At 70.4% G+C, this 22,578-nt stretch carries 19 protein-coding genes; 9 read left to right on the top strand and 10 right to left on the bottom strand.

The features are described from left to right. Positions 1–5 precede the first annotated feature (5 nt). The 3 genes from cydD to OHA77_RS04390 are packed head-to-tail and all read right to left on the bottom strand — an operon-like array spanning position 6 to position 3,758. On the bottom strand, positions 6–1,778 hold the full coding sequence (gene cydD / locus OHA77_RS04400; protein WP_406316291.1) for a thiol reductant ABC exporter subunit CydD: 1,773 nt from the start codon (positions 1,776–1,778) through the stop codon (positions 6–8). A gap of 17 nt (positions 1,779–1,795) precedes the next feature. Continuing rightward, entirely contained in the window at positions 1,796–2,563 is a 768-nt protein-coding gene (locus OHA77_RS04395; protein ID WP_406316290.1) for a cytochrome d ubiquinol oxidase subunit II, read from the bottom strand. A 10-nt stretch (positions 2,564–2,573) separates the two neighbouring features. Further along, the gene (locus tag OHA77_RS04390) at positions 2,574–3,758 is read right to left on the bottom strand and encodes a cytochrome ubiquinol oxidase subunit I (protein WP_406316289.1); all 1,185 of its coding nucleotides are present in this window, start codon (positions 3,756–3,758) and stop codon (positions 2,574–2,576) included. Between the two features lie 155 nt (positions 3,759–3,913). Here OHA77_RS04390 and OHA77_RS04385 point away from each other — a divergent pair, with 155 nt between their 5' ends. After that, complete coding sequence (locus tag OHA77_RS04385; RefSeq protein ID WP_406316288.1) at positions 3,914–4,228, top strand: PadR family transcriptional regulator; 315 nt, start codon at positions 3,914–3,916, stop codon at positions 4,226–4,228. Positions 4,229–4,330: 102 nt separating this feature from the next. Here OHA77_RS04385 and OHA77_RS04380 read toward each other — a convergent pair whose 3' ends face one another. After that, positions 4,331–5,014, bottom strand: a complete 684-nt coding sequence (locus OHA77_RS04380) for a permease prefix domain 1-containing protein (RefSeq protein WP_406316286.1) — start codon at positions 5,012–5,014, stop codon at positions 4,331–4,333. Positions 5,015–5,148: 134 nt separating this feature from the next. Continuing rightward, the gene (locus OHA77_RS04375) at positions 5,149–6,576 is read right to left on the bottom strand and encodes a pentapeptide repeat-containing protein (protein ID WP_406316285.1); all 1,428 of its coding nucleotides are present in this window, start codon (positions 6,574–6,576) and stop codon (positions 5,149–5,151) included. A 162-nt stretch (positions 6,577–6,738) separates the two neighbouring features. On the opposite strand from OHA77_RS04375, the gene OHA77_RS04370 reads away from it, so the two are divergent. From OHA77_RS04370 to OHA77_RS04360, 3 genes are all read left to right on the top strand, one after another. Further along, a complete protein-coding gene (locus OHA77_RS04370; RefSeq protein ID WP_406316283.1) occupies positions 6,739–9,120 on the top strand; it encodes an ExeM/NucH family extracellular endonuclease in 2,382 nt (793 codons plus the stop codon). A 246-nt stretch (positions 9,121–9,366) separates the two neighbouring features. Further along, positions 9,367–10,929 carry a hypothetical protein gene (locus OHA77_RS04365; RefSeq protein ID WP_406316282.1) on the top strand — a complete coding sequence of 521 codons (1,563 nt, stop codon included), beginning with the start codon at positions 9,367–9,369 and terminating at the stop codon, positions 10,927–10,929. Positions 10,930–10,941: 12 nt separating this feature from the next. After that, positions 10,942–12,699 (top strand): PQQ-binding-like beta-propeller repeat protein, encoded by a 1,758-nt coding sequence (locus OHA77_RS04360; RefSeq protein WP_406316280.1) that lies wholly within the window; start codon positions 10,942–10,944, stop codon positions 12,697–12,699. Between the two features lie 99 nt (positions 12,700–12,798). On the opposite strand, the gene OHA77_RS04355 is transcribed toward OHA77_RS04360, so the two are convergent. Then, positions 12,799–13,692, bottom strand: a complete 894-nt coding sequence (locus OHA77_RS04355) for an IclR family transcriptional regulator (RefSeq protein ID WP_406316278.1) — start codon at positions 13,690–13,692, stop codon at positions 12,799–12,801. 121 nt (positions 13,693–13,813) lie between these two features. Between OHA77_RS04355 and OHA77_RS04350 the strand changes: the two genes are divergently transcribed. From OHA77_RS04350 to trxA, 5 genes are all read left to right on the top strand, one after another. After that, positions 13,814–14,467, top strand: a complete 654-nt coding sequence (locus tag OHA77_RS04350) for an ABC transporter permease (RefSeq protein WP_406316277.1) — start codon at positions 13,814–13,816, stop codon at positions 14,465–14,467. After that, positions 14,454–15,455, top strand: a complete 1,002-nt coding sequence (locus OHA77_RS04345; protein ID WP_406316276.1) for an ABC transporter ATP-binding protein — start codon at positions 14,454–14,456, stop codon at positions 15,453–15,455. The genes OHA77_RS04350 and OHA77_RS04345 overlap by 14 nt, the downstream gene beginning before the upstream one ends. Then, entirely contained in the window at positions 15,445–16,212 is a 768-nt protein-coding gene (locus OHA77_RS04340; RefSeq protein WP_326821944.1) for an ABC transporter permease, read from the top strand. Before OHA77_RS04345 ends, OHA77_RS04340 begins: the two co-directional genes overlap by 11 nt. Positions 16,213–16,266: 54 nt before the next feature. Beyond that, complete coding sequence (locus OHA77_RS04335; protein ID WP_326821945.1) at positions 16,267–17,238, top strand: glycine betaine ABC transporter substrate-binding protein; 972 nt, start codon at positions 16,267–16,269, stop codon at positions 17,236–17,238. Between the two features lie 165 nt (positions 17,239–17,403). Next, entirely contained in the window at positions 17,404–17,775 is a 372-nt protein-coding gene (gene trxA, locus OHA77_RS04330) for a thioredoxin (RefSeq protein WP_326821946.1), read from the top strand. A 170-nt stretch (positions 17,776–17,945) separates the two neighbouring features. Here the strand turns inward: trxA and OHA77_RS04325 are convergent, their stop codons facing one another. From OHA77_RS04325 to OHA77_RS04310, 4 genes are all read right to left on the bottom strand, one after another. Then, positions 17,946–18,350 carry a spore-associated protein A gene (locus OHA77_RS04325; protein WP_406316274.1) on the bottom strand — a complete coding sequence of 135 codons (405 nt, stop codon included), beginning with the start codon at positions 18,348–18,350 and terminating at the stop codon, positions 17,946–17,948. A 521-nt stretch (positions 18,351–18,871) separates the two neighbouring features. Next, positions 18,872–20,203 carry a class II 3-deoxy-7-phosphoheptulonate synthase gene (locus tag OHA77_RS04320; RefSeq protein WP_326821948.1) on the bottom strand — a complete coding sequence of 444 codons (1,332 nt, stop codon included), beginning with the start codon at positions 20,201–20,203 and terminating at the stop codon, positions 18,872–18,874. A 66-nt stretch (positions 20,204–20,269) separates the two neighbouring features. Beyond that, positions 20,270–21,487, bottom strand: a complete 1,218-nt coding sequence (locus OHA77_RS04315; protein ID WP_406316273.1) for an FAD-dependent oxidoreductase — start codon at positions 21,485–21,487, stop codon at positions 20,270–20,272. A 101-nt stretch (positions 21,488–21,588) separates the two neighbouring features. Then, positions 21,589–22,572, bottom strand: coding sequence for a phosphotransferase family protein (locus tag OHA77_RS04310; protein ID WP_406316271.1), 984 nt, complete (start codon positions 22,570–22,572; stop codon positions 21,589–21,591). Positions 22,573–22,578 lie beyond the last annotated feature (6 nt).

Below are 22,578 nucleotides of genomic sequence, written 5' to 3'. Positions count from 1 at the left end.
CCGGTTCACCTGGACCTCCCGGTCTTCTCCATCGCGATGACACCGGCGGGCCGTTCCTCTCCGGAGCGGACGGCCGCCCGGTCCGACACCACCCGGCCGTCGGCGATCCGGATCACCCGGTCGGCCAGGTCGATCATCGCGGGCCGGTGCGCCACGATCACCGAGGTACGGCCGTCGGCGAGGTCGCGGGTGGCGGTCACCACCGCGCCCTCGCTGCGGCCGTCGAGCCGTGCGGTCGGCTCGTCGAGCAGCAGGACGTCCGCCGCCGGGCGGCAGAACGCGCGGGCGAGGGCGACCCGCTGCCGCTGCCCGGCCGACAGGTTGGCGCCGCGCTCGCCGAGCACCGTCTCGTAGCCGTCGGGCAGCCCGGCCACGAACTCGTCGGCGTACGCGCCCTTCGCCGCCGCGCGGACCTCGTCGATCGTCGCGTCGGGCGAGCCCAGCCTGATGTTGTCGGCCACCGAGGTGGCGAACAGGTGCGGGCGCTGGGATACGAACGCCAGCCGCCCTCGCCAGGAACCGAGATCGGTGAGCTCGGCCCCGTCGATCAGAACCCGGCCGGAGGTGGGGGAGACGGAGCCGAGCAGCAGGTGGAGCAGGGTGCTCTTGCCCGCGCCGCTCTCCCCGACCAGCGCGACCCGTTCACCGGGGGCGATGACCAGCGAGACGTCCTCCAGCGCGGCCTCCGCGCGGCCCGGATAGCGCACCGTGACGTTCTCCAGCCGGATCTCCGGAGCCGTCCGCCCGCCCGTGCCGGTGCCTGCTCGTCCGCCTGCGCCGGTGGCCGTGTGGGTGCCTGCTCGTCCGCCCGCAATCGGCGACCGCTCGCCGTCCGCCGTCCCCTCGGCCTGCCCGTCCAGCACGGCGAAGGTCTGGTCGGCCGCCGCGACCCCCTCCATCGCCGCGTGGAACCTGCTGCCCATGGTGCGCAGCGGCAGATAGGCCTCCGGGGCGAGCAGCAGCACCAGCAGTGCGGTCGACAGGTCGAGTGACCCGGACAGCAGCCGCAGGCCCACCGGCACGGCGACCAGCGCCAGTGACAGCGAGGCGGCCAGCTCCAGCACCAGCGACGACAGGAACGCCACCCGCAGCGTGCGCATCGTCGCGCTCCGGTGGGCGTCGGCGACCTGCTGGATCACCCCGGCCTGGAAGCGGGCCCGGCCGAAGGCGCGCAGGGTGGGCAGGCCGCGGACCACGTCCAGGAAGTGGCCGCCGAGCCGTGCCAGGGCCTGCCACTGCCGTTCGGTGACCGCCTTGGTGTGCATGCCGACCAGCGCGCCGAAGATCGGGATGAGCGGCAGCGTGACCAGTACGATCACCGCGCTGGTCAGGTCGGCGGCCAGCAGCCGGACGAGCACGGCGATCGGCACGACCCCCGCGACCGCGACCGCCGGCAGATATCCAGACAGGTAGGGGTCGAGGGCGTCCAGACCCCGGCCGGTCAGCGTCACCAGCTCCCCGGAACGGTGGGAGGCCAGCCGGGTCGGGCCCAGCTCCTGAAGCCGGGACAGCAGCCGGTGGCGGAGCGCCGACTTCACACCGGTGGTCGTACGGCCCGCGGCGAGGCCCTGCACCAGGCCCAGCGCCGCCCGGACGGCGACGACCAGCGCCAGCAGGAGCAGCGCCGAGGTCGTGAACCGCCCGGACAGCACCCCGGCCAGCACCTCCGCCTGGACCAGCACGAGCAGCCCGGCGAGGACCGCCGCCGCCAGGCAGAGGGCCAGGTGGCGGCGGACGGCCCGTTCGCTCCGGGCAAGCCGTAGAAGATCCTTGTGCATGCGAACCTTTGAAGATCTCAGAAGAACGACGGGATCCGGTCGGCCGCACGCCGGGGACCGAACGTGCGCCATACCCATACTTGCGCCCCCACCATGAGCGGTGCGCACGGCAGGACCATGACACTCAACACACTCAGCGTCCCGGCGGGGGCGATGTGTTCCAGCAGCCACGGAACGAGCACGGCGAGCAGCACCGCGACGGGTGCGGCGGCGGCGCAGGCCGAGACCAGCAGAGCGGTCCCGGTCCGGCTCGCACCGGTCACCTGTCCGGGCAACCGCCAGGAGACGAAGGTCCAGCCGTGGAAGGCGAACGCCGCGGCCACCACCAGGCCGCCGCCGAGGCCGGGCAGGCTGATCGGCCACCCGGACAGGCCGCCGGCCATCGCCACCAGCGCCATGCCCCAGCTCAGCGCCAGGCCCCAGGAGCCGGCGCAGATCGCCCAGTCCCAGCCCGTCCGCCAGGCACGGCCGTCGAGCCGGCGGCGGAACCACAGCCCCGCGTCACGCAGGATCCACGAGACCAGCAGGGAGACCACCAGCGGGTAGAGGCCGAACAGCGCCTTCCCCTCGATCGAGGGGAAGGCGCCGAACAGCACACCCGCCACGGCCACCAGCCAGACCTCGTTGGCCAGGACGAACGGCGCCATGGCGGCGACGACGCGGTCGCGGCCCTCCTGGGTCCTGCCGAGCACGGGCAGCAGCATGCCCAGGCCGATGTCGAAGCCCTCCAGGGCGAAGTAGCCGATCAGCAGCAGGGCGAACACGCCCGTCCAGAGGATGTCCACGGTCTTCTCCCTAGAAGCTGAGCGCGTGCGCGCGCTCGGCGGAGCCGGTGGGGCCGTCGTCCGCGCCGAGCGTGGCGGAGCCGGGCCCGCGACGGACGGTTCGGGCGATCAGGAGGTAGTCGACGATCGCGAGCAGGCCGAGGACCCCGGCGAAGGCGGCGAACGAGAAGGTGACCATTCCCGTGGTGAGGCCGGGGGACATGGCGTCGGCGACGGTCAGTCTTCCGTTGATCAGCCACGGCTGCCGGCCGACCTCACGGGCCAGCCAGCCGCAGATCACGGCCAGGAAGGGCAGTGGGGTCATGGCCAGGAGGATCGGGTGGCTCCAGCGCCAGCGCGGCAGCCAGTACACGGTGGGCAGCAGGACGAACAGGATGAGGAACAGCAGCAACTCGCCGATCGTGACCATGGCGCCGAGCCCGGCCCCGGCCAGCGGCTCGTCGAACTTGTCCGGCTGGAACCGGCCGGCCGGGCCGAACTGGGCGTAGCCGAAGCCGACCGTGACCAGCGAGCCGACGGCCGCGGTGACCACCCCCAGGCGGAGCGAACGGGTGAAGAACTCCCGCTCGGCGGTCCGCCGGAACAGCTGGTACGCGCTGGCCCCCATCACCACGAAGCCGCCGGTCCACAGGCCCGCGCCGAGCACGTGGGGGAGCGACATGGTCAGCATGGGGTTGGTGACCAGCGCGCCGAAGTCGGTGAGGACCAGGTGGTCGCCCCGCACCACGGCTCCGGCCGGGTTCTGCAGGAACGAGTTGGCCACCATGATCCAGAAAGCGGAGGCGTAGGCGGTCAGGGTCACCAGCCAGATGCACGCCAGATGGAGCCATCCGGGCAGCCGGTGCCAGCCGAAGATCCACAATCCCAGGAAGGTGGACTCCAGGAAGAAGGCCCCGAGCGTCTCGATCGCCAGCGGCGCGCCGAAGATGTCCCCGGCGTAGTGCGACAGGCCGCTCCAGCTCAGGCCGAACTGGAACTCCATCACCAGCCCGGTGACGATGCCCAGCGCGTAGTTGATCACATAGATCTGGCCCCAGAAGCGGGTCATCCGCTCATGGACCGGTCTGCCGGTCAGGACGGAGCGGGTGTGCATGATCGCGACGAGGGGGGCCAGGCCCAGGGTCAGCACGACGAACAGGAAGTGAAGACTCCCCGTCACCGCGAACTGCGTCCGAGCCAGGTCGAGCACGTCCATGGTGTCACCTCCAATGTCATATTCATCTACATGTAGGCACTCTACATGTAGATGAAGTATGTGTAGAGTGACTGTGCAAAGGGAGGTGGCACCGTGAAGGAACGGAGTGGACAGGCCGGCGGCGCGGTCCCCGCACGTCCGGCGCGGGAGACGCGGTGAGCACCGGCGCGCCCCGCGATCACGTGGACCACCTGCTGCTCTCCGTGCTGGAGCACGGGCCTCTGCACGGCTACGCGATCGTCGAAGCGCTCCGGGCGCGCAGCGCGGGCACGTCGGCCATGGCGACCGGCACGCTCTATCCGGCGCTGCGCCGGCTGGAGCAGGCGGGCTACCTGACCGGCGAGTGGGCCGTGGTGGGCGGCGGGCTCAGCCGGCGCACCTACCGGCTGACCTTCTCGGGTCGTGCGGCTCTGGCCAGTGGGCGGTCCGCCGGTGCGATCGGCGGCACACGGAAACCGTGCCTCGGGTGACCGCCGGGCGCGCAGTGCGGTTCCCACGGCGGCGACAGACCGCAAGCACCCCGCAGGGTGCCGGCCACACGCGCGTGGTGACCCTCGCGGGCGCGCCGGGTGTCAGGCCGTGACGGGCTCACGCCGGGTGATGCTCAGGCACCGGGTCGCCCCGTACAGCTGCGCGAGCATGAAGCCGTAGCTGACCAGCGACACGCCGACGCCCAGCGGGTAGCCGGAGAAGCCGGTCGGGCCGTGCGAGCCGTACACCAGCGCCGCGCACAGGACGAGCATGACCGGGAACACGGCCCAGACGAACACGGCCAGCCCCCGGGTGACGAGCCGGGGCCGCCGGATCCTGCGCAGCCCCCGGCCCAGCGCGAGCAGGGCGATCCCGCCGAGCACCCCGGTGAACATCTGGAGGATGTCCACGCTCCGGGCGATCGGCACGAACCAGCCGGGCTTGGTCGCATAGTCCACCGGATCGATGGGGAAGATCTGCCAGATCACGCTCCACAGGAGCGCGGTGAGCGGCACACTGACGAAGAGCAGGGCGGCCAGCCTGCGGCCCGCCGAGATCGACAGATCCTCCTGGTAACCGGGCGCGATCTCGCTGATCGGACCGAACTCCGCCACCGCGATCCGCTCGGCCTCGGCCCGCTCCAGTCCCTCGCCCTCCAGCGCCTCGGCGGTGTCGACCAGACTGTCGCGCGCCTCGGTGACCAGGTCGAGCTTCGCTCCCCTCGGACCCCTGAGAGCACGGCTGAGCTCTGTCACGTAGTCGTCGATGATTCCGGCGCTCGCCATGGTCTCTCCAGTCGCGGGGGGCCTCCCCAAGGTATCCGCCCTCCATCCTGGTCACCTATCCGGGACGGCGCATCAGGGACCTCCCTGAGAGGTCCCCCGATGTCAGGCCCGCGTCCGGCCGGCGGCCGCGAAGATCAGTGATGCGACAGGTGGACCGGAGGCGGGGGCTCCGGCGAGACGGCCGGGCGCCGGGCGGCGTGGGAGGTGGAGCTCATCAGGAGGGTGGCCGCCATGACGGCCGCCGCCAGGACGGACCATCCCAGGGCGCGGCCCATGCGCAGGCCGTACCCGCAGAGGATCCAGGAGAGCGACAGCAGCCAGCGGCCGGCTGTCCGGCTGGTGAGGCGGCGCATCTCCATCGCCCCGAAGGCGAAGTCGGCGGCGGTGGTCCTGTCGTCCACACCGGTGCCGAGCCGGGAGTAGAGGACGGCGAGGCGGTGGGCGGTCGGCGGGTCGGTCTCGGGTCCCGACCACCCGCGCCAGGCGTGCTCGTCGGCGAGGGTGCGTCTCGGGGTCCACCAGCGCAGCGGCGGCCAGCGCAGCTCGAACCGCACGCCGCGCGGGGTGGTCGCGAACGTGCAGCCGGCCAGCCGGAGCCGTTCGGGGTGAAGGACCCCGGTGAAGCCGCAGGTGCTGAGATCCACGCGGCTCAAGGTCAGCGCCTCGGAGTCCACTCCGCGCAGTGAGGTCACCCGCGCCGAGCCCCGCCCGTCGACCGTGGCGGAGCCGCGCAGCGTCGCGCCTTCGAGGTCGGCGTCCGCGCCGTCCAGGCGTACGGCCAGCGGGCCGATCACGGTCAGCCGCCGCAGGTCCACCGCGCAGCCGCGGGCCCTCACGTCGAAGCCGTTGCCCGCCCACGCCCCGGCGAGGCCCAGCCGGCGGCCGACCCTGGCCGGAGCCATGGAACAGCCCGCCCAGAACCGTGCCGCCTCGAACCCGGCCAGCCCGTCGAACTCGGCCCTGCGGAACGACGACGCCCGCCCGAACCGGCACCCCCGGAAGGTGGCGTCACCGCTGAACAGGGTGCCGTCGAAGGTGGCGAACCCCTGGAACTCCGCGTTCTCGAAGGAGGCGGTCCGCTCGAACCGGGCCGAGCCGAACAGCGCGTCCCGGCCGGCGCACACCCGGTCGAAGGCGGCGTGCCCGGCGACGCTCACGCCGTGCAGGGACAGTTCCCTGGAGAACCTGACCTCCCTGAAGGAGACGTTTCCCGCGAAACGCGCGTCGAGGAACGAGGCGAGACGGCGGAAGCGCGCCCGGTCGAAGGAGACGTCCCCGTCGAACACGACGCCGCCGAACCGGACCTCACCGGGGAAGACCGCCCGATCGAACCGGGCCCGGCCCAGCCGGCGGTGCGTGGCGGCCAGGATCCGCTCCAGCAGGTGCTCGCCGACGGTGGTGCCCCGCAGGTCGACCGCGGAGCCGGGGGACAGGCCCCCGGCGACCTCGTCGAGCTCGGCCTCGTCGAGATGGGCCAGGCAGCGCCCGTAGGGTCGCCATGCCGATCCGGCACACTGCGGGGAGGTGGCGCAGGTCGTCCAGCCCACGTCGAGAGTCGTCATGCCCGAGTGATACCCAAAGTCGGCGACCAGCCGAGATCTAGGTCAAGGCAAGCCATAACCGGCCCCCCTCCATCGACATTAAGTGTCAATCTTTTCTCATTTCACTCCCTATCCACTTATAGGTACATGTCCGATGGTTCAGTGGCCTCTACGCTCCCGACCATGCGTGCTTTACCAAGGGCGTTCGCCGCCCTCGTGGCCGTCGGCGTCACCGCCGCCGGAATCACAGCCCTCACCTCGGCCCCCGCCCTGGCGGAGCCGGGCACCGTCGTCATCAGCCAGGTCTACGGTGGTGGCGGCAACAGCGGAGCACCACTCACCAACGACTTCGTCGAGCTGTTCAACCGCGGTTCCGGGCCCGCCGTACTGGACGGCTGGTCCGTCCAGTACGCCAGCGCCGCCGGCACCGGGAACTTCGGCGCCAACCCGGTCGTGCCGCTGACCGGGACGCTGGCACCCGGCCAGTACCACCTGGTCCAGCTCGCCGGCGGAACCAACGGCAGCCCGCTGCCCGCGCCGGACTCCACCGGCGCGACCAACCTGAGCGGCACCGCGGGCAAGGTCGTGCTGGCCCGCTCGGCGGAAGGGCTGGCCTGCAACGGAGGTTCCACCCCCTGTACGGCCGAGCAGACGGCGCTGATCGCGGATCTCATCGGATACGGCACCGCGAACTACTTCGAGGGAACCGCGGCCCCGGCCCTCTCCGGCACCGTGGCCGGACTGCGCAAGGACCACGGCTGCGCCGACACCGACGTCAACGGCACGGACGTGGAGACGGCGGCCCCCGCGCCGCGCAACCGGGCCACCGCCCCGGCGCCTTGCGGTGACGTCGAGCCCACCCCCACCCCGAGCCCCACGCCCACGCCCACACCCACACCCACACCCACACCCACGCCGACTCCGACGGGTGACCCGTGCGAGACCCCGGTCACCCATCAGATCGCCCAGGTGCAGGGCAGCGGTGACATCAGCCCGCTGGCCGGTCGGACCGTCCGGGTCGAGGGCGTCGTGACCGCGGACTTCCAGGAGACGGACCAGCTCAGCGGGTTCTTCCTGCAGGACCCGACCCCGGATGCCGACCCCGCCACGTCCGAGGGCCTGTTCGCCTTCGCGCGCAGCTCGTTCAAGGACGTCAAGGTCGGCGACCGGGTGCTGGTCACCGGCAGGGCCGTGGAGTACAACGGCTGGACCGAGCTGTCGCCGGTCACCGCCGTGGACGTCTGCGGCACCGGCACCATCGCACCGGCGCGGCAGAGCCTGCCCCGTCCTGACGGGGTGACCTTCGAGCCGGTCGAGAGCATGCTCGTCACCTTCCCCGAGCCGCTCACCGTCAGCGACCACTACAACCTGGGCCGGTACGGCGAGGTCACCGTCTCCTCCGAGGGCCGCGTGTTCCAGCCGACCGACCGGCCGGGCGTGGACGCCGGCCGGGACGCGCGCCGCACCCTGCTCGTGGACGACGGTTCCAGCAGGGAGAACCCCCCGGTCATCCCCTACACCGACCCCCGCACCGTCCGGCTGGGCGACACCACGCTCGGTGCCACCGGCGTGCTCGGGTACGGCTTCGGCGTGTACCGCCTCCAGCCGACCAAACCGATCACCTTCCTCCGGACCAACCCCCGTCTGCCCGCCCCGTTCCCGGTGCTCGGCAACGTCAAGGTGGCCAGCTTCAACACCCTCAACTGGTTCACCACCCTGGGCTCGCGCGGCGCGAACACCCCCGAGGAGCAGCGGCGGCAGCTCACCAAGCTGGTCGCCGCGCTGAAGGGCATGAACGCCGACGCGGTCGGCCTGATGGAAGTGCAGAACAACGGTCAGACCGCCGTTCAGGCCCTGGTCGACGCGCTCAACGCCGAGATGGGAGCGGGCACCTACGCGGCACTGCGCCACCCCTACCCCGGCACGGACCTGATCCACGTGGCGATGATCTACAAGCCGGCCCGGCTCCAGCTCGTCGGCGCGGCCCAGTCCTCCACCGACCCGGTCTTCCGGCGGCCGCCGCTGATCCAGACCTTCCGCCGGGTCCAGGGCGGGCAGCCGTTCACGATGATCGTCAACCACTTCAAGTCGAAGGGCTGCGACGAGGCCGCCACCGGCCCCGACGCCGACCGGGGCGACGGCCAGGGCTGCTACAACGGCGAACGGGTCCGTCAGGCGGAGACGACGCTCGATCTGATCGACAGCCTGAAGCCGCCCAACCCCCTGGTGCTGGGCGACCTCAACGCCTACGGCGAGGAGGACCCGGTCGGCACACTGCAGACCGGCGGGCTGACCAGCCTCACCAAGAGGTTCGTCCCCACGCCGCTGCGCTACAGCTACCTCTTCGACGGCCGGATCGGTGAGCTGGACCACGCCCTGGCGGGCAAGGACCTGCTCAAGCGGGTGACGAGCACGACGATCTGGCACATCAACGCGGACGAGAGCCGGACCGGCGACTACAACCTGGAGTACAACCCGCCGGGCCTCTACCGGCCGGACGCGTTCCGCTCCTCCGACCACGACCCCGTGGTCATCGGGCTGACCCTGCCGGGAGGCAGGGGCTGATCTCGGAGTCCTCTCCCCCGGGGGGCCGGCGACGCGGAGCGTCCCGGCCTCCCGGCTTCTCCGGCCCGTTCCCCGGCGGTCCTCGCGTCCGCGCGGGTGCACACCCCGTTGCGGCGGGCGGCGCGAGGTTCCGGACGCCGGGCCGGGCCGGGCGGCACCTCGACCTTCACCACTGGTGTTTATGGGTTTCGTATAGGGCGCTATGGTTTCGGACGTTCTATAACTCCTGGTGTGGGTGGAGCGCGAGTGACTTCGGGGCCGGTCGGTGGGCAGTACCCACCACAATCTCAGTGGCAGCAACCACAACAGCCCCCGTGGCAGCAGCCCGCCCCGCAGTGGAACCAGCAGCCGCCCCACCAGTCGCAGCCGCCGTGGCACCAGCAGCCTTACCAGCCGCAGCACCAGCCGCCGTGGCACCAGCCCGCACCTCCACCCCCGACGCCGCCTCCGCCGCGCCGCAAGACCTGGCTCTGGATCACACTCTCGGTCCTGGCCGTGCTGCTGACCGTGGGCACCGGGGTCGTGGTGGGACTGGTGATGAACTCCACGAAGCGCTACGACCCGTTCGCGGAGGAGAAGGCCCCCGCCGACCCGAACTCCGTGACGGTGACCAAGAAGGATCTGGAGGGGTTCCTGCAGGGGCACACCGAGGCGCTGAACGGCGGCGACCTCAAGGCGTACACCAAGATCTTCGACCAGAAGAACACGGCGCTCCTCCAGCAGCAGACCAGGCTTTTCAACAACCTGCGCAAGCTGCCGCTCACCCAGATGTCCTACCAGACGCTGGAGCAGCAGGGACGCACGCAGGACAGCTTCGGCAGAGGCGTGACGTTCACCCTCGACGTCGCCTTCGTGCACCGGTTCGAGGGGATCGACCTGCACCCCGTCGCGGAGTGGTACCGCTGGACCGTCTCCAAGCCGGCCGCCGGCGCCCCGCTCGTGGTCACCAAGGTGGGCGGTGCCCCCGCGCCGCTGGGCGAGTCCAAGACCGTCTACTACCCCGGGCCGTGGGACATCTGGCCGGACATCTCCGTCGTCAAAACCGCTCGCACCGTCGTGCTGGCCCACCCGTCGCTGGCCGCCCAGGCGCGGCGGGTCGCGCCGATCGCCGAGCAGGCGGCGGCGAACGACCTGGCGTTCCTGGCGAAGAACGGCGAGCGGGGCTCAGCGGTGCCCAAGGGTTTCGTGGTGGCGCTGGTCAGGGGTTCGAGCCAGCTCGGCAACCTGTTCCGGAAGGAGAAGGCCACCGAGGCCGGGGTCTCCATCCCCATGCCCACCTGGCGGATGGCCGACGACGGGGTGCAGATCGGCGGCAGCCGGGTCGTGATGGACACCGCCTCAACGTTCTTCACGACCGCCGGGGGCACCGCTGAGATCTTCCGGCACGAGTTCGCGCACTCGGCGGTGACCAGTCTCGACAGCGGCAAATCCGGCCTCCTCGGACTCGACAACTGGATCGTCGAGGGGTTCGCCGAGTACGTCGCCAACCGTGGCGATCCCATCACCGCCGACGTCCGCTACGACGAGGGCCGCGCCTATCTCGCCGGGCAACTGCCCCAGCGGTTCGACGGGCGGCTCCCCGACAACTTCGCCTGGGACACGACGGGCATGACCAGCGTCAACTACCTGATGGGCCACCTGGCGATGCGGCTGATCGAGGAGAGATACGGCGAACGCAAGCTCGTCGCGTTCGTCACCGCCCACTACCGGGGTGACAAGAGCGGCGCGGCGCTGCAGAAGGTCCTTGGGGTCGGCGAGGCACAGTTCCAGCAGCAATGGGCGGACTACGTCCGCAGTCGGCTCGGCTGATCGGGGAGACACTTGAACGACTCACGCGACTTCCCTTCTCAGGGGAGTCCGTATCCGCAGCAGCCCTACCCGGGGACACCGGCGCAGCCGTACCCCGAGCAGCCGGGCGGCGGGTACGGCCCGCCGGGGGCACAGCCGTACCCGCAGGGGCAGCCGTATCCGCAACAGCAGTACCCGCCGCAGGGGCAGGGGGCTCCGCCGTACGGGCAGTACGGCCCGCCGGGGGCTCCGCCGTACGGGCAGGGGCAGGGGCCGGGGGCTCCGCCGTACGGGCAGCCGCCGTACGGGCAGCCGCCGTACCAGCAGGGGTATCCGCCTCCGGGGCAGCCGCAGGGACCGGCCCATCCGCCGCAGGGCCCCGCACCGTATCCGCAGGGCCCGCCCTATCCGCAACAGCAGTACCCGCCGCAGGGCCCCGAGGGGCCGCCGTACGGGCAGCCGTACCCGCAGGGGGCGCAACCCGATCGGCCGCCCGCCGGGAGAAGGACCGGCAGGACCGTGCTCTTCGTGGCGCTGGGTCTCGTCGCGCTGCTCGGCATCGGCGTCGGCACCGCCTGGTTCGTCTCCGGCGGGTTCGGAGACGAGTTCGGTGAGGGGGAGTGGCAGGTGCCTTTCACCGCCGCCGGCACCGAGGTCATCGGCACCGACGCCTCGATCGCCTTCGGCACCTGGATGAGTGACGCCGCCGTCATCCGGGTGCAGAAGGACGGGGTGCTCGCCTACGACCTGAAGACGGGCAAGCGGGCCTGGGGCACACCCGCCCCGGGCGAGCAGCTCTGCGGGGCGACCCCCGGCATCGCCGGAGGCAGAGGCGCCTTCGCCTACGGCACCACGAAGATCTGCGACCATCTGGCGGGCATCGACGCCAAGACCGGCAAGGTGCTCTGGAAGGTCAGGATCCCGGCGACGGCGTCGAAGGAGAGCGACAAGAGCCTCGACGCCCCCGGCCTGGTGCTCGCGGGCGACCTGGCGGTGGTGCGGACGTTCAAACGGGTGTCGGCCTACCGGCTCTCCGACGGGAAGAGGATATGGGCGTCGAACACCTCGAAGGTCTGCACGGCCACCGACGTCGCCGCCTCGCCCAAGCAGGTCGTGGTCAACCTGGACTGCTACGAGGGCGGTGACAGCGTCGTCGTGCTCGACGGGCGGACCGGCGCCTACAAGGGGGAGCACAGGATCACCGACGACGACGGGGGACCCGACAGCCTCCTCTCGGCCGATCCGGTGGTGGCCGCCTGGGGCGGCGGCGACAAGACCTTCGTCCTCGTGCTCGACGACAGGGGGAAGAAGCTCCGGGAGTTCGACAGCGGGGTGAAGATCGACCTTCTCCCGCTCAACGGCGCGATCTACATCGACGGCGGTCGCGAGGAGCTCCGCACGGCGGTGCGCGGGAACACCCTCTACCTGACCACTTTCCCGGAGAACGTGAAGGGCGGCGGGATCAGCCGTAACGAGCTCCTGGCCTTCGATCTGACGAGCGGCAGGCAGCTGTGGAAGTCCTCGGGCACCGGTGCCACCATGCTCACCTTCGTCGAGGCCGACGGCAAGGACCTGCTGGTCATGGAGGAGGGCGGCCGGAACGAGCCCGTCCCCAGGCTGACCAGGATCGACACCGCCACCGGCCGAGCCGTCCCGGTCGCCGAGCTGCCGCAGAAGGCGGGTGGGGAGAGCGGCAACGCCCACGTCCACTACCGGAACGGCACGCTGGTGATCATGCCCTTCGAGATGGTCGCCTCCCGGTACGCCGTCACCGTGGTGCGCACCGGCTGAACATCCGGGTCCGGCAGGGACGCCCGCGGTCTCCGTCGGCGTGAGCGGTCCCGGCCGTGGCGGTGGGTCACCTTCGAGCTGCGCGGGAGCGGTCCCTCATCACCGGTTCCGGTCGTCGGCAGGATCGCCGTGATCCCGCGCCGGAGCCGGTTCCTCCTCGGCGGAGAACCGCGAACCCGGGTATCCGCGCGACGTGCCGGGCGGGCCGCCGGGACCGCCCGGCGGCAGACCCAGAGCGGCCGAGAGCTGACGCGCCGTCTCGGCGACGATGCCTCCCATCTCCCGCAGACGGGATTCCCCGGGCGAGCGGGTGACCGAAACGCTGATGGCGCCCGCGATCAGCCCCCGGTGATCCCGTACCGGCGCCGACACCCCGGCCGCGCTGTCGTCGAGCTCGATCGCGGTCACCGCGTAGCCGTGGGAGTGCACGTGGGCGAGGTCGGCCATCCACCGCTTCTCGTCGCTGACCGCGGAGTCCAGGCCGGTGGGCAAGGCGGCCCGCAGGAGCGTGCCGACCTGCTCCTTGTCCCAGTCCGCGAGCAGCGACCGGCCGGCCGCCGCCATGATCACTGGAACCGAGATGCCCTCCCAGACCCGGTGGTAGGCGCGAGAGGACGGCATCGACGCCAGCGTGAGAACCATGTCACCGCGCAGTATGCACAGGTGGGTGTCCTCGTCGAAGACGGTGGCCAGGCGCTGCAGGAAGGGCGCGGACACCTGGACGAGCCTTGACTGCTGGGTCCGCGCCGCGAGGGCGAACAGGCGCCAGCCCAGGCGGTAGCGCCGGGTGAGCGGGTCCCGCTCCACCATCCCCTCGACTTCGAGGGCACGCAGCGCCCTCGACACCTGGCTCTTCTCCCTGTCCAGCCGCTGCGCGATCCAGCTGACACCGAACCCGTCCACGTCCCGGTGGTCCCCGTGGCCGGCGAGCACCTCGAGGATCTCCATGTCCCGGCGCAGCCCGACAGAGGACACCGGCGGCTTCTCGCTCATCCCCATCCGTTCATAACGAAACGTTACCTATTTTTGCAATAGCTGCAACATATTTTGCGCTGACCGCAACTAGTCGCATACGTTTGCAGACCCATGCAAGCGTAAGTGAAGGCGGTCATTCATGAGTTTCAGCGAGTATGTGCTCTCGCGCTGGGACACTCTCTCGCTGGCCGCCGCCGAGCACGCCCTCGTCGTGGGGATCGCCATCGGCATCGCCACGGTCGTCGGCGTCGGCATAGGGCTCCTCGCCCACGACGTCCCCAAGCTGCGGAGCGGCTCGCTGACGGTCTCCGCCGCGGTCCTGACCATCCCCTCCCTGGCATTGCTCACGCTGCTCATCCCGCTCACCGGACTCGGCTGGGGGTCCACGCTGATCGCGCTGACCGCGTACGCGTTTCTGCCCATCATCCGGAACACGGTGACCGGGCTGCGCGGCGTGGACGCCGCCACGCTGGAGGCGGGGCGCGGGATGGGGCTGAGCCGTGTCCGTGTCCTGCTGAAGGTGCAGCTGCCGCTGGCCTGGCCGCTGATCCTGGCCGGTGTGCGCATCGCGACGCAGATGCTCATCGGCATCGCGGCCATCGCCGCCTACGTCGACGGGCCCGGGCTCGGCACGCAGATCTTCGAGGGACTCTCCCGGCTCGGCTCGGTGAACTCGCTCAACGCGACGCTCGCGGGCACGCTCGGCATCGTGGTCATCGCCGTGCTGTTCGACCTGTTCTTCTTCACCGTCCGCCAACTGACCATTCCAAGGGGGCTCCGTGTTCGGCAGTGACACCGAAGGCGTGCGTATCGAGTTGCGCGGTCTGACCAAGCACTACCCGGGCCAGGCGGCGCCCGCAGTCGACGGCGTCGACCTCGACATCCCCGCCGGAGAGCTCGTGGTCTTCGTCGGTCCGTCGGGTTGTGGCAAGACGACCACGATGAAAATGATCAATCGGCTGGTCGAGCCCACATCGGGCGAGATCCGCATCGGCGGCAAGGACATCCTGAGTCTGCATCCCGATGAGCTACGCAGGCACATCGGCTACGCCATCCAGCAGGTGGGGCTGTTCCCGCACATGACCATCGGGCAGAACATCGCCCTGGTGCCGAAGCTGCTGGGCTGGCCGGCGGCCCGGACGGCCGCCCGGGTGGAGGAACTGCTGTCACTGGTCAACCTGGAGCCGTCGCTGTTCCACGACCGCTATCCCCGTCAGCTCTCCGGGGGGCAGCAGCAGCGCGTCGGCGTGGCCAGGGCACTGGCGGCCGATCCACCCGTGATGTTGATGGACGAGCCCTTCGGCGCCACCGACCCCATCACGCGCGAACACCTGCAGAAGGAGTTCGTCAAACTCCAGAGGCAGCTGCGCAAGACGATCATTTTCGTCACCCACGACTTCGAGGAGGCCATCAAGCTGGGCGACCGCATCGCCGTACTGAAGGAGCGGTCGCACATCGCGCAGTACGACACACCCGCGAACATCCTCGCCCAGCCCGCCGACGCCTACGTCGCCGGCTTCATCGGCGAGGACGCCACGCTCAAACGGCTCGCGCTGCTGCGCGTGGAGGACCTGCCGTGCGTGGAGCCGCCGAACGACGCGGGCCTGCCGCCGGTCGTCGCGGGCACCAGTCTGCGCGAGGCGCTGGACGTCATGATCGCGCACGGCACCGACCGCTGCACCACGCCCTCCGGCGTGCTGACCTACGCGGCGCTGTGTGCGGCGATGAGACCCGGGCCCGAGGCCGTGCCGCAGGAGGAAGTGGTCGCCGGTGACCGCTGAGACAGTCGCCGTCGCCCGGGTGCGACCGCTCGGAGGAGCTTTGGGGCTGCGCCATCTCATCACCCCGCTCGCCGTCTGCGCCGCGTTGGCCGCCCTGTACACCTGGATCGGCACAGTCGAGCTCGACTCCATCGAACGGCGCAGCCTCAACCGGACGGTGATCCTGACCAAGGCCGTGGAGCACATCCAGATGACCCTCGTGGCGACGGCGCTCGTGGTGGTCATCGCGATCCCGCTCGGCATCGTCGCCTCGCGCGCCAGGAACCGGCTGATCACGCCGGTCATCCTCACCGCGGCCAACCTGGGCCAGGCGGTTCCCTGCATCGGGCTTCTCGTACTGTGCACCTTCCTGATGGGAGTGGGCTTCCAGACCGCCCTGGTGGGGCTGGTGGCATACGCGGTGCTCCCGGTGCTGCGCAACACGATGATCGGGGTTCAGCAGGTCGATCCGGCTCTCATCGAGGCCGCCCGGGGCATGGGGATGACCAGAGGGCAGATCCTGCGGCGGGTGGAGCTCAAGCTGGCCGTTCCCGCGATTCTCGCCGGTCTGCGGACGGCGCTCGTCCTCACCGTCGGCGTCGCCACACTCGGCGCGTTCGTCGCCGCGGGTGGCTTCGGTGAGCTGATCATCAACGGGCTCAAGCTGAATCGCATGCCCGTGACCGTCGTCGGCGCCGTGCTGACCGCGTGCATCGCCTTCGCCGTCGACTGGCTGGGAGCGCTTGCCGAGAACCTGCTCAAGCCCCGCGGCATGTGACCGCGCCCCGAACCTGACCGTCCGCAATCCCGATCCGAAGAGGTGTCTTCAGTCATGGGTGCACGAACCCTCCGCCATACGCTCGCCCTGCTCGCCGCCGCGACGTTGACCGCTGCCACCGTGAGTGGCTGCGGTGCCGCCGACGCCGTCGAAGCCTCGAGCGCGGGCGACGAGCTCGCCGGCGCCGAGTTCGTCATCGGTTCCAAGGACTTCACCGAGAACATCATGCTCGGACAGATCGCCGTGCACCTGCTCAAGGCACACGGGGCCGAGGTCGTCGACAAGACCAACCTCGGCGGCACCGCTCCCAACCGTAAGGCTCTGGAGTCCGGCTCGATCGACATGTACTGGGACTACTCAGGCACCGGATGGATCGAGCATCTGAAGAACGCCACCCCCATCCAGGACTCGGCCGAGCAGTTCAAGGCCACGGCGGCGGCGGACCTGGAGAAGAACAAGATCCAGTGGATCGGGCCGACCCCGCTGAACAACACCTACGCCCTGGCGATCCGTTCGGAGAAGGCCAAGGAGCTCGGCGTCAAGACGATCTCCGACGTGGTCGAGCTGTCGCGGTCCAAGCCCGAGGAGGTCACGGTGTGCATCGAGACGGAGTTCTCGACCCGTGACGACGGCCTGCCGGGACTGTCCAAGGCCTACGGCATGACCATCCCGAAGGACCGGATCAGCCTGCTGGACACCGGCGTCGTCTACACCGAGACGGACAAGGGGCAGACCTGCAACTTCGGTGAGGTGTTCACCACCGACGGGCGTATCGCCGCGCTCGGCCTCACGGTGCTGCAGGACGACAAGCGCTTCTTCCCGTCCTACAACGCCGCCGTCACCCTCCGGCAGGAGACCTACCAGAAGTATCCCGCGCTTGAGAAGGTGCTCCAGCCGGTGATCGACAAGCTGGACGACGCGACCATGCAGAAGCTCAACGCCCGGGTCGACGTCGACGGTGAGGAGCCGGGCAAGGTCTCCGCTGACTGGCTCGACAAGTCGGGCTTCCTCGGCGGCGGCGCATAGCGGCAAAACCACCGCGCGTCACCGGACGGCGGCCGGGCCCTACGGCGTCCGCGGAGGCTCTTCCCCGGCGCGTCCGGTTGTCCGGCCGGATACCGGGGAGGAATGCTCAGCGGGGATACGTGGTTATGCGAGCCGTACAGCCGTGAGAGACAAGAGGAGCCAACGGTGGCCACCATCGAGGTAACCGAGAAGAACTTCAACGAGATCGCCGACGAGGGGATCGTCCTGCTGGACTTCTGGGCGGCCTGGTGCGGGCCGTGCCGGACGTTCGGCCCGATCTTCGAGAAGTCGTCGGAGAAGCACGACGACATCAAGTTCGGCAAGATCGACACCGAGGCGGAGCAGGCGCTCGCCCAGGGCTTCGAGATCACCTCGATCCCGACGATCATGGCGATCCGTGACGGCATCGTCGTCTTCGCCCAGCCCGGAGCGCTGCCGGCGCCGGCCCTGGAGGACCTGATCGGCCAGGTCCGTGCGCTCGACATGGAGGCCATCCGGGCCGAGCTCGCGAGCGAGCTGGGCACGCAGAACGGCTGATATCCCGGCGGAGCGGGACGGTCGGGAAGGGGCGCAATTCGGCCGGCAGGCGGTGCCCCTTCCCGGCGATGAGATCGGCCCCGTTCCGCCGACGCTCTCCGCTCGATGGCCGATCCCGGCACGCCTTTCGGCCACCGCGCGAACCACGAGCGGGAGCGGTGCGGGTCGGCTCAGCCGCAGTGCACCGGTTCCGAGAGGAAGTAGACCTCAGGGCTTACGCCGCCCCATTCAATGCACTTGCCCGGCGCCTTGACCCTGACCGGGCCGGCGTAAAACTGGTACCGGCCCCCGTCCGTTGTGTAAGCGGCACTGCCTTGGATCCGGATCATGGCCGCGACGTAGGTGGTCGTGCCGGTCGTCTTCTTCATGGTGACCACGCAGTTGTAGGTGCCGTTGTAGAGCAGGTAGGCGGTGGCGCTCTCCAGGTCGAACTGGTCGATCACGTGGTAGGAGCCGCCGCCGCAGATCGCGATGGGCGACGAGGCGGCACTCGCCGGACTGCTCGTGGCGACGGTCCCGGCCAGTGCGGCCGCCACGGCGAACGCGAGAGTGATTCCCTTTTTCGGGGTGCGCATGGAAGTCTCCTGCTGTGCATGTAGTCGTTGACTTGCCGGTGGCTCCGTCCGCGTTGACGGCGGGGTGCCGGTCGTGGTCATCGCCGCTCGGCGCGTCATCGGGGGGAGGGCGTGGTCGGCGCGGTACTCCCCGGTCCAAGGGGCGGTGCCTGGCGCCGACCGCCCAATCGGGGCGTACCTGCCTATGGCCTTGGCTATGACCACGACCGGGATAGTTTATCCCTAAAGTGATTATTGTCGCACTCTGTGAAGCTTGTCGGTTTTGGTGAAAATCGCAGCCTGAGGGAAGGGCGTTGCGCATGAGTTCGGCGCCGCGTTCCCGGGGCAGGGGCAAGCCAGGCCGGTCGGCGAGGTGGATGTGGCCGGTCTCGCTCAGGGCGGTCCGACGGCATGAAAACGGGCGCCCGCTCGGGTGAGCGGGCGCCCGGAATCGCTGGGGAGCCGTCCGTCCGTCACGACGACCCCGTGGCACCCTTGAGCCGGAGGTGCGGGGCTTTTCGCGCGAAGGCGGCTTCGACGGGTCAGACCGAGCGGTACAGCTCCGCCACCCGGAAGGCCAGGTCCAGCGACTGGCCCCGGTTGAGGCGCGGGTCGCAGGCCGTCTCGTAGCGCAGCGCCAGGTCGCCCTCGGCGATGTCCCAGCCGCCGCCCACGCATTCGGTGACGTCGTCACCGGTCAGCTCGATGTGGATGCCTCCCGGGTGGGTGCCGAGCGCGGCGTGCACCTCGAAGAAGCCGGCGACCTCGTTCAGCACGTCGTCGAGGCGGCGGGTCTTGTGACCGCTGGGCGCCTCGAAGGTGTTGCCGTGCATCGGGTCGCAGATCCACGCCACCTGGGCGCCGCTCGCGGTGACCTTCTCCACCAGCTCGGGAAGGTGCTCCCGGATCTTCGACGCGCCCATCCGGGTGATGAACGTGAGCCGTCCGGGCTCGTTCTCCGGGTTCAGCTTCTCGATCAGGGCGAGGGCGTCCTCGGCGCTGGTCGTCGGGCCGAGCTTCACCCCGATCGGGTTGCGGATCCGGGAGAAGAACTCCACGTGTGCGCCGTCGAGCTGGCGGGTGCGCTCGCCGATCCAGACCATGTGCGCCGAGACGTCGTACGGCTGGCCGGTCCGTGAGTCGATCCTGGTGAGCGCCCGGTCGTAGTCGAGGATCAGCGCCTCGTGCGAGGAGTAGAACTCCACGCTGTGGAACTCCTCCGGCTCGGCCCCGCACGCGCGCATGAACGCCAGCGCCTGGTCGATCTCCCGGGCGAGCCGCTCGTAGCGCTTCCCGGCCGGAGACTCGGCCACGAAGTCCTGGTTCCAGGCGTGCACCTGGCGCAGGTCGGCGTAGCCGCCCTTGGTGAAGGCGCGGGCCAGGTTCAGCGTCACCGCCGAGGAGTGGTAGGCGCGCAGCAGCCGCCAGGGGTCGGGGACGCGCGACCCGGGAGTGAAGTCGAAGCCGTTGACCATGTCACCGCGGTAGGCGGGCAGCTCCACGCCGTCGCGGGTCTCGTTGTTCTTGGAGCGCGGCTTGGCGAACTGCCCGGCCATCCGGCCGATCTTCACGACCGGCACCTTCGCCGCGTAGGTGAGCACGATCGCCATCTGCAGCAGCGTCTTCAGCTTGTTGCGCACGTCGTCCGCGGTGGCTCCGGCGAAGGTCTCGGCGCAGTCGCCGCCCTGCAGCACGAAGGCCTCGCCACGCGCCACCGCCGCCAGGTCCGCCTTGAGTTTGTCACACTCCCCGGCGAAGACCAGGGGCGGCAGCCCCGCCAGTTCGGCGACGACCTTGTCCAGCTCGTCGCGGTCGGGCCATTCGGGCTGCTGTGCCGCAGGCAGCCGCCGCCAGGAATCGAGGTTGATGCTCACGACATACCAGGTTATTGCAACCGGGCATGCGAACTGGCCGCATTGTCCACAGAGCGAGAAACTTCTTTATGCATGGTGAGACCCCACTGGGGTTGCGACATGCTCGGGACGGACCCCGAAGCCGATGAAGCGGCGGGCGAGCGCACCGATCACGGGCAGCCGGGAGATGTCACGCGGCAGTCTCAACGGCCTGGCGTCTCCGGACAGGGCGCGGCTGATCAACCGGTTCTGCACCACGCGCTGGGCGAACTGGGTGATCACGGTGGGCGGGGTGCGGCGCCGCTGAACCCTGGCGAGCAGGGACTCGGGGATCTCAGCCCCGGCGGCGAGCGGACCGGCCAGCAGGTTGGCCGCGGCCACCGCGTCCTGCACGGCCAGATTGATGCCGACCCCGAAGACCGGGGACATGGCGTGCGCCGCGTCACCGATGATCAGCAGGCCCGGCCGGTGCCAGCGGCGCAGCCGGTTGAGCCTGACCGACAGCACGCTCACGTCGCCGAAGCCCGACAGCAGCCCGGCGCGGTCGGCGAGGAAGGGCAGCAGCCCGGCCACCGGGCCGCGGAGCGCCTCGATGCCCTGGGCCCGCAGGGCGTCGAAGCCGCCCTTGGGGATCAGGTAGGCGAGCTGCCAGTATGTCTCGCGGTTGATCGCCACCATCATGTGGCCGATTGACACCCGCAGGAACGGCTGGTCGAGGTCGGTGGGCTCGCGCGGCAGCCGGAACCACACCACGTCCATCGGCGCGCCGTGCTCCACCGGGACGAGCCCGGCGGCCCGGCGCACGTCGGAGTGCCGTCCGTCGGTGGCCACGGTGAGCGTCGCCCGCAGCTCGTGCTCGCCGTCGGCGTCCCGGTAACGGACCCCGCGCACCGCGTCGCCCTCCCGGATCACGTCGTGGACCTCGGCGTTCATGACGAGGCGGAAGGTGGGACACCGCTTGGCGGCGTCGGTCACCAGGTTGAGGAAGTCCCACTGCGGCACGAACGCGATGTAGCCGTAACGGCCCGGCAGCCTGGACAGGTCGGCGATCGGCACCGTGGCGTCGTCGGTCCGCATGGTCATCTGCCGCGCCTTGCGGTGGGGCAGCCGGTCGAACTCCCCGGCCAGGCCGAGCTCGTCGAGGAGCTGCAGGGTCGAGGGGTGGATGGTGTCGCCTCTGAAGTCACGCAGGAAGTCGCCGTGCTTCTCCAGCAGCGTCACCTCGACGCCGGCCCGGGCCAGCAGCAGGGCGAGAACGGCCCCCGCGGGGCCGCCCCCCACAATCACGCATGTGCTCTGATCCATAATTCATCACCCATTGAAATATTGGCACAGGTATCCCGCGAAGAGAACCCGTCCCCTGCTGGAACTTCGCCCACCCCGTCGCCGAGCAGCCGCTCCGGCTGTCAGGCGGAGAGCTGGTCCAGCGCTCTGAGCAGGGCCTGGACACTCCGGTCGCGGAGGGGGGCGTAGTCCTCCTCCGGGTATTGGCGGGGGCCGTTCTCCGCCAGGATGATCAACGCGAGATAGAGGCGGTAGAGGGCGATCCGGGTGCGGGCGGAGCCGGTGAACTCCACGACGCCGCCCGCCTCCCGGTAGCCCGCCACGATCTCGTCGGTCTCGTCCAGCTCGCCGAAGATCGTCGGCGTGACGAAGTCGGCCAGGGGGTCGCCCCAGAACGCCCGCTCATGGTCGATGATCGCCTGGATGCGCGGAGTGTCGCCGGGAGTCAGGAAGACGTTGCCCGGCCAGACGTCGAAGTGGACCAGGGAGGGGACCGTCACCTCGTCCAGCACCGCCGCGCTCGCCTCGATCGCCGCCCGGATCTCGTCGGCGGGTCTCGGCAGCGGCGTCGCATAACGGTGCGCGTCCGCCAGCACCGCCCCGGTCATCGCGAGGAAGGCGGCCCGCCAGGTGTCGCCGGTCAGGTCGGCGTGCGGGTAGCCGTAGACGTCGCCGGTGATCGCGTTCAGCCGGGCCAGGTGGCCGCCGAGCTCCCGGCGGAGTGCGCGCCGGTGCGCCTCCGACGGGGTGGCCTGGTTCCACGGCACACCGTCGAGGACGGACAGGATCAGGTAGTCGCCGCCCAGCACCGGATCGTCGAACCCGGCCCGCAGCAGCTCCGGGCCCGGCACCCCGGCCGCCTCGGCCAGGCCGTACACCATGGCCTCGGTGCGCAGCAGGTTTCGTTCGTAGCGCAGCTGTTCCAGCTCGGGCGGGGGCGACAGCTTGAGCACCACCTCGCGGCCGTCCTGGAGGGTCAGCCGCCACACGGCGTTGGCGAAACCGTCCGTCAGCTCCGTGGCGGCGGCGAGACCGGTGCCCAGGGCACGCCGGGTCAGCGCGTCGAGCTCGGCGGCGGTGAGCCGGCGCTTGGTGTCGCTGTCCATCGCGGT

It is taken from the genome of Streptosporangium sp. NBC_01639 (assembly GCF_045209755.1).
Lineage (GTDB): Bacteria > Actinomycetota > Actinomycetes > Streptosporangiales > Streptosporangiaceae > Streptosporangium.
Note: the sequence above shows the minus strand (reverse complement) of the source record. Positions and strands in the feature narration are given on the sequence as shown.

What these genes read in the sequence shown, in the direction of transcription:
- cydD (WP_406316291.1), bottom strand. Translation starts at nt 1,778, where the DNA reads ATGCACAAGGATCTTCTACGGCTTGCCCGGAGCGAACGGGCCGTCCGC.
- OHA77_RS04390 (WP_406316289.1), bottom strand. Translation starts at nt 3,758, where the DNA reads ATGGACGTGCTCGACCTGGCTCGGACGCAGTTCGCGGTGACGGGGAGT.
- OHA77_RS04380 (WP_406316286.1), bottom strand. Translation starts at nt 5,014, where the DNA reads ATGGCGAGCGCCGGAATCATCGACGACTACGTGACAGAGCTCAGCCGT.
- OHA77_RS04375 (WP_406316285.1), bottom strand. Translation starts at nt 6,576, where the DNA reads ATGACGACTCTCGACGTGGGCTGGACGACCTGCGCCACCTCCCCGCAG.
- OHA77_RS04370 (WP_406316283.1), top strand. Translation starts at nt 6,739, where the DNA reads ATGCGTGCTTTACCAAGGGCGTTCGCCGCCCTCGTGGCCGTCGGCGTC.
- OHA77_RS04355 (WP_406316278.1), bottom strand. Translation starts at nt 13,692, where the DNA reads ATGAGCGAGAAGCCGCCGGTGTCCTCTGTCGGGCTGCGCCGGGACATG.
- OHA77_RS04350 (WP_406316277.1), top strand. Translation starts at nt 13,814, where the DNA reads ATGAGTTTCAGCGAGTATGTGCTCTCGCGCTGGGACACTCTCTCGCTG.
- OHA77_RS04335 (WP_326821945.1), top strand. Translation starts at nt 16,267, where the DNA reads ATGGGTGCACGAACCCTCCGCCATACGCTCGCCCTGCTCGCCGCCGCG.
- OHA77_RS04325 (WP_406316274.1), bottom strand. Translation starts at nt 18,350, where the DNA reads ATGCGCACCCCGAAAAAGGGAATCACTCTCGCGTTCGCCGTGGCGGCC.
- OHA77_RS04315 (WP_406316273.1), bottom strand. Translation starts at nt 21,487, where the DNA reads ATGGATCAGAGCACATGCGTGATTGTGGGGGGCGGCCCCGCGGGGGCC.
- OHA77_RS04310 (WP_406316271.1), bottom strand. Translation starts at nt 22,572, where the DNA reads ATGGACAGCGACACCAAGCGCCGGCTCACCGCCGCCGAGCTCGACGCG.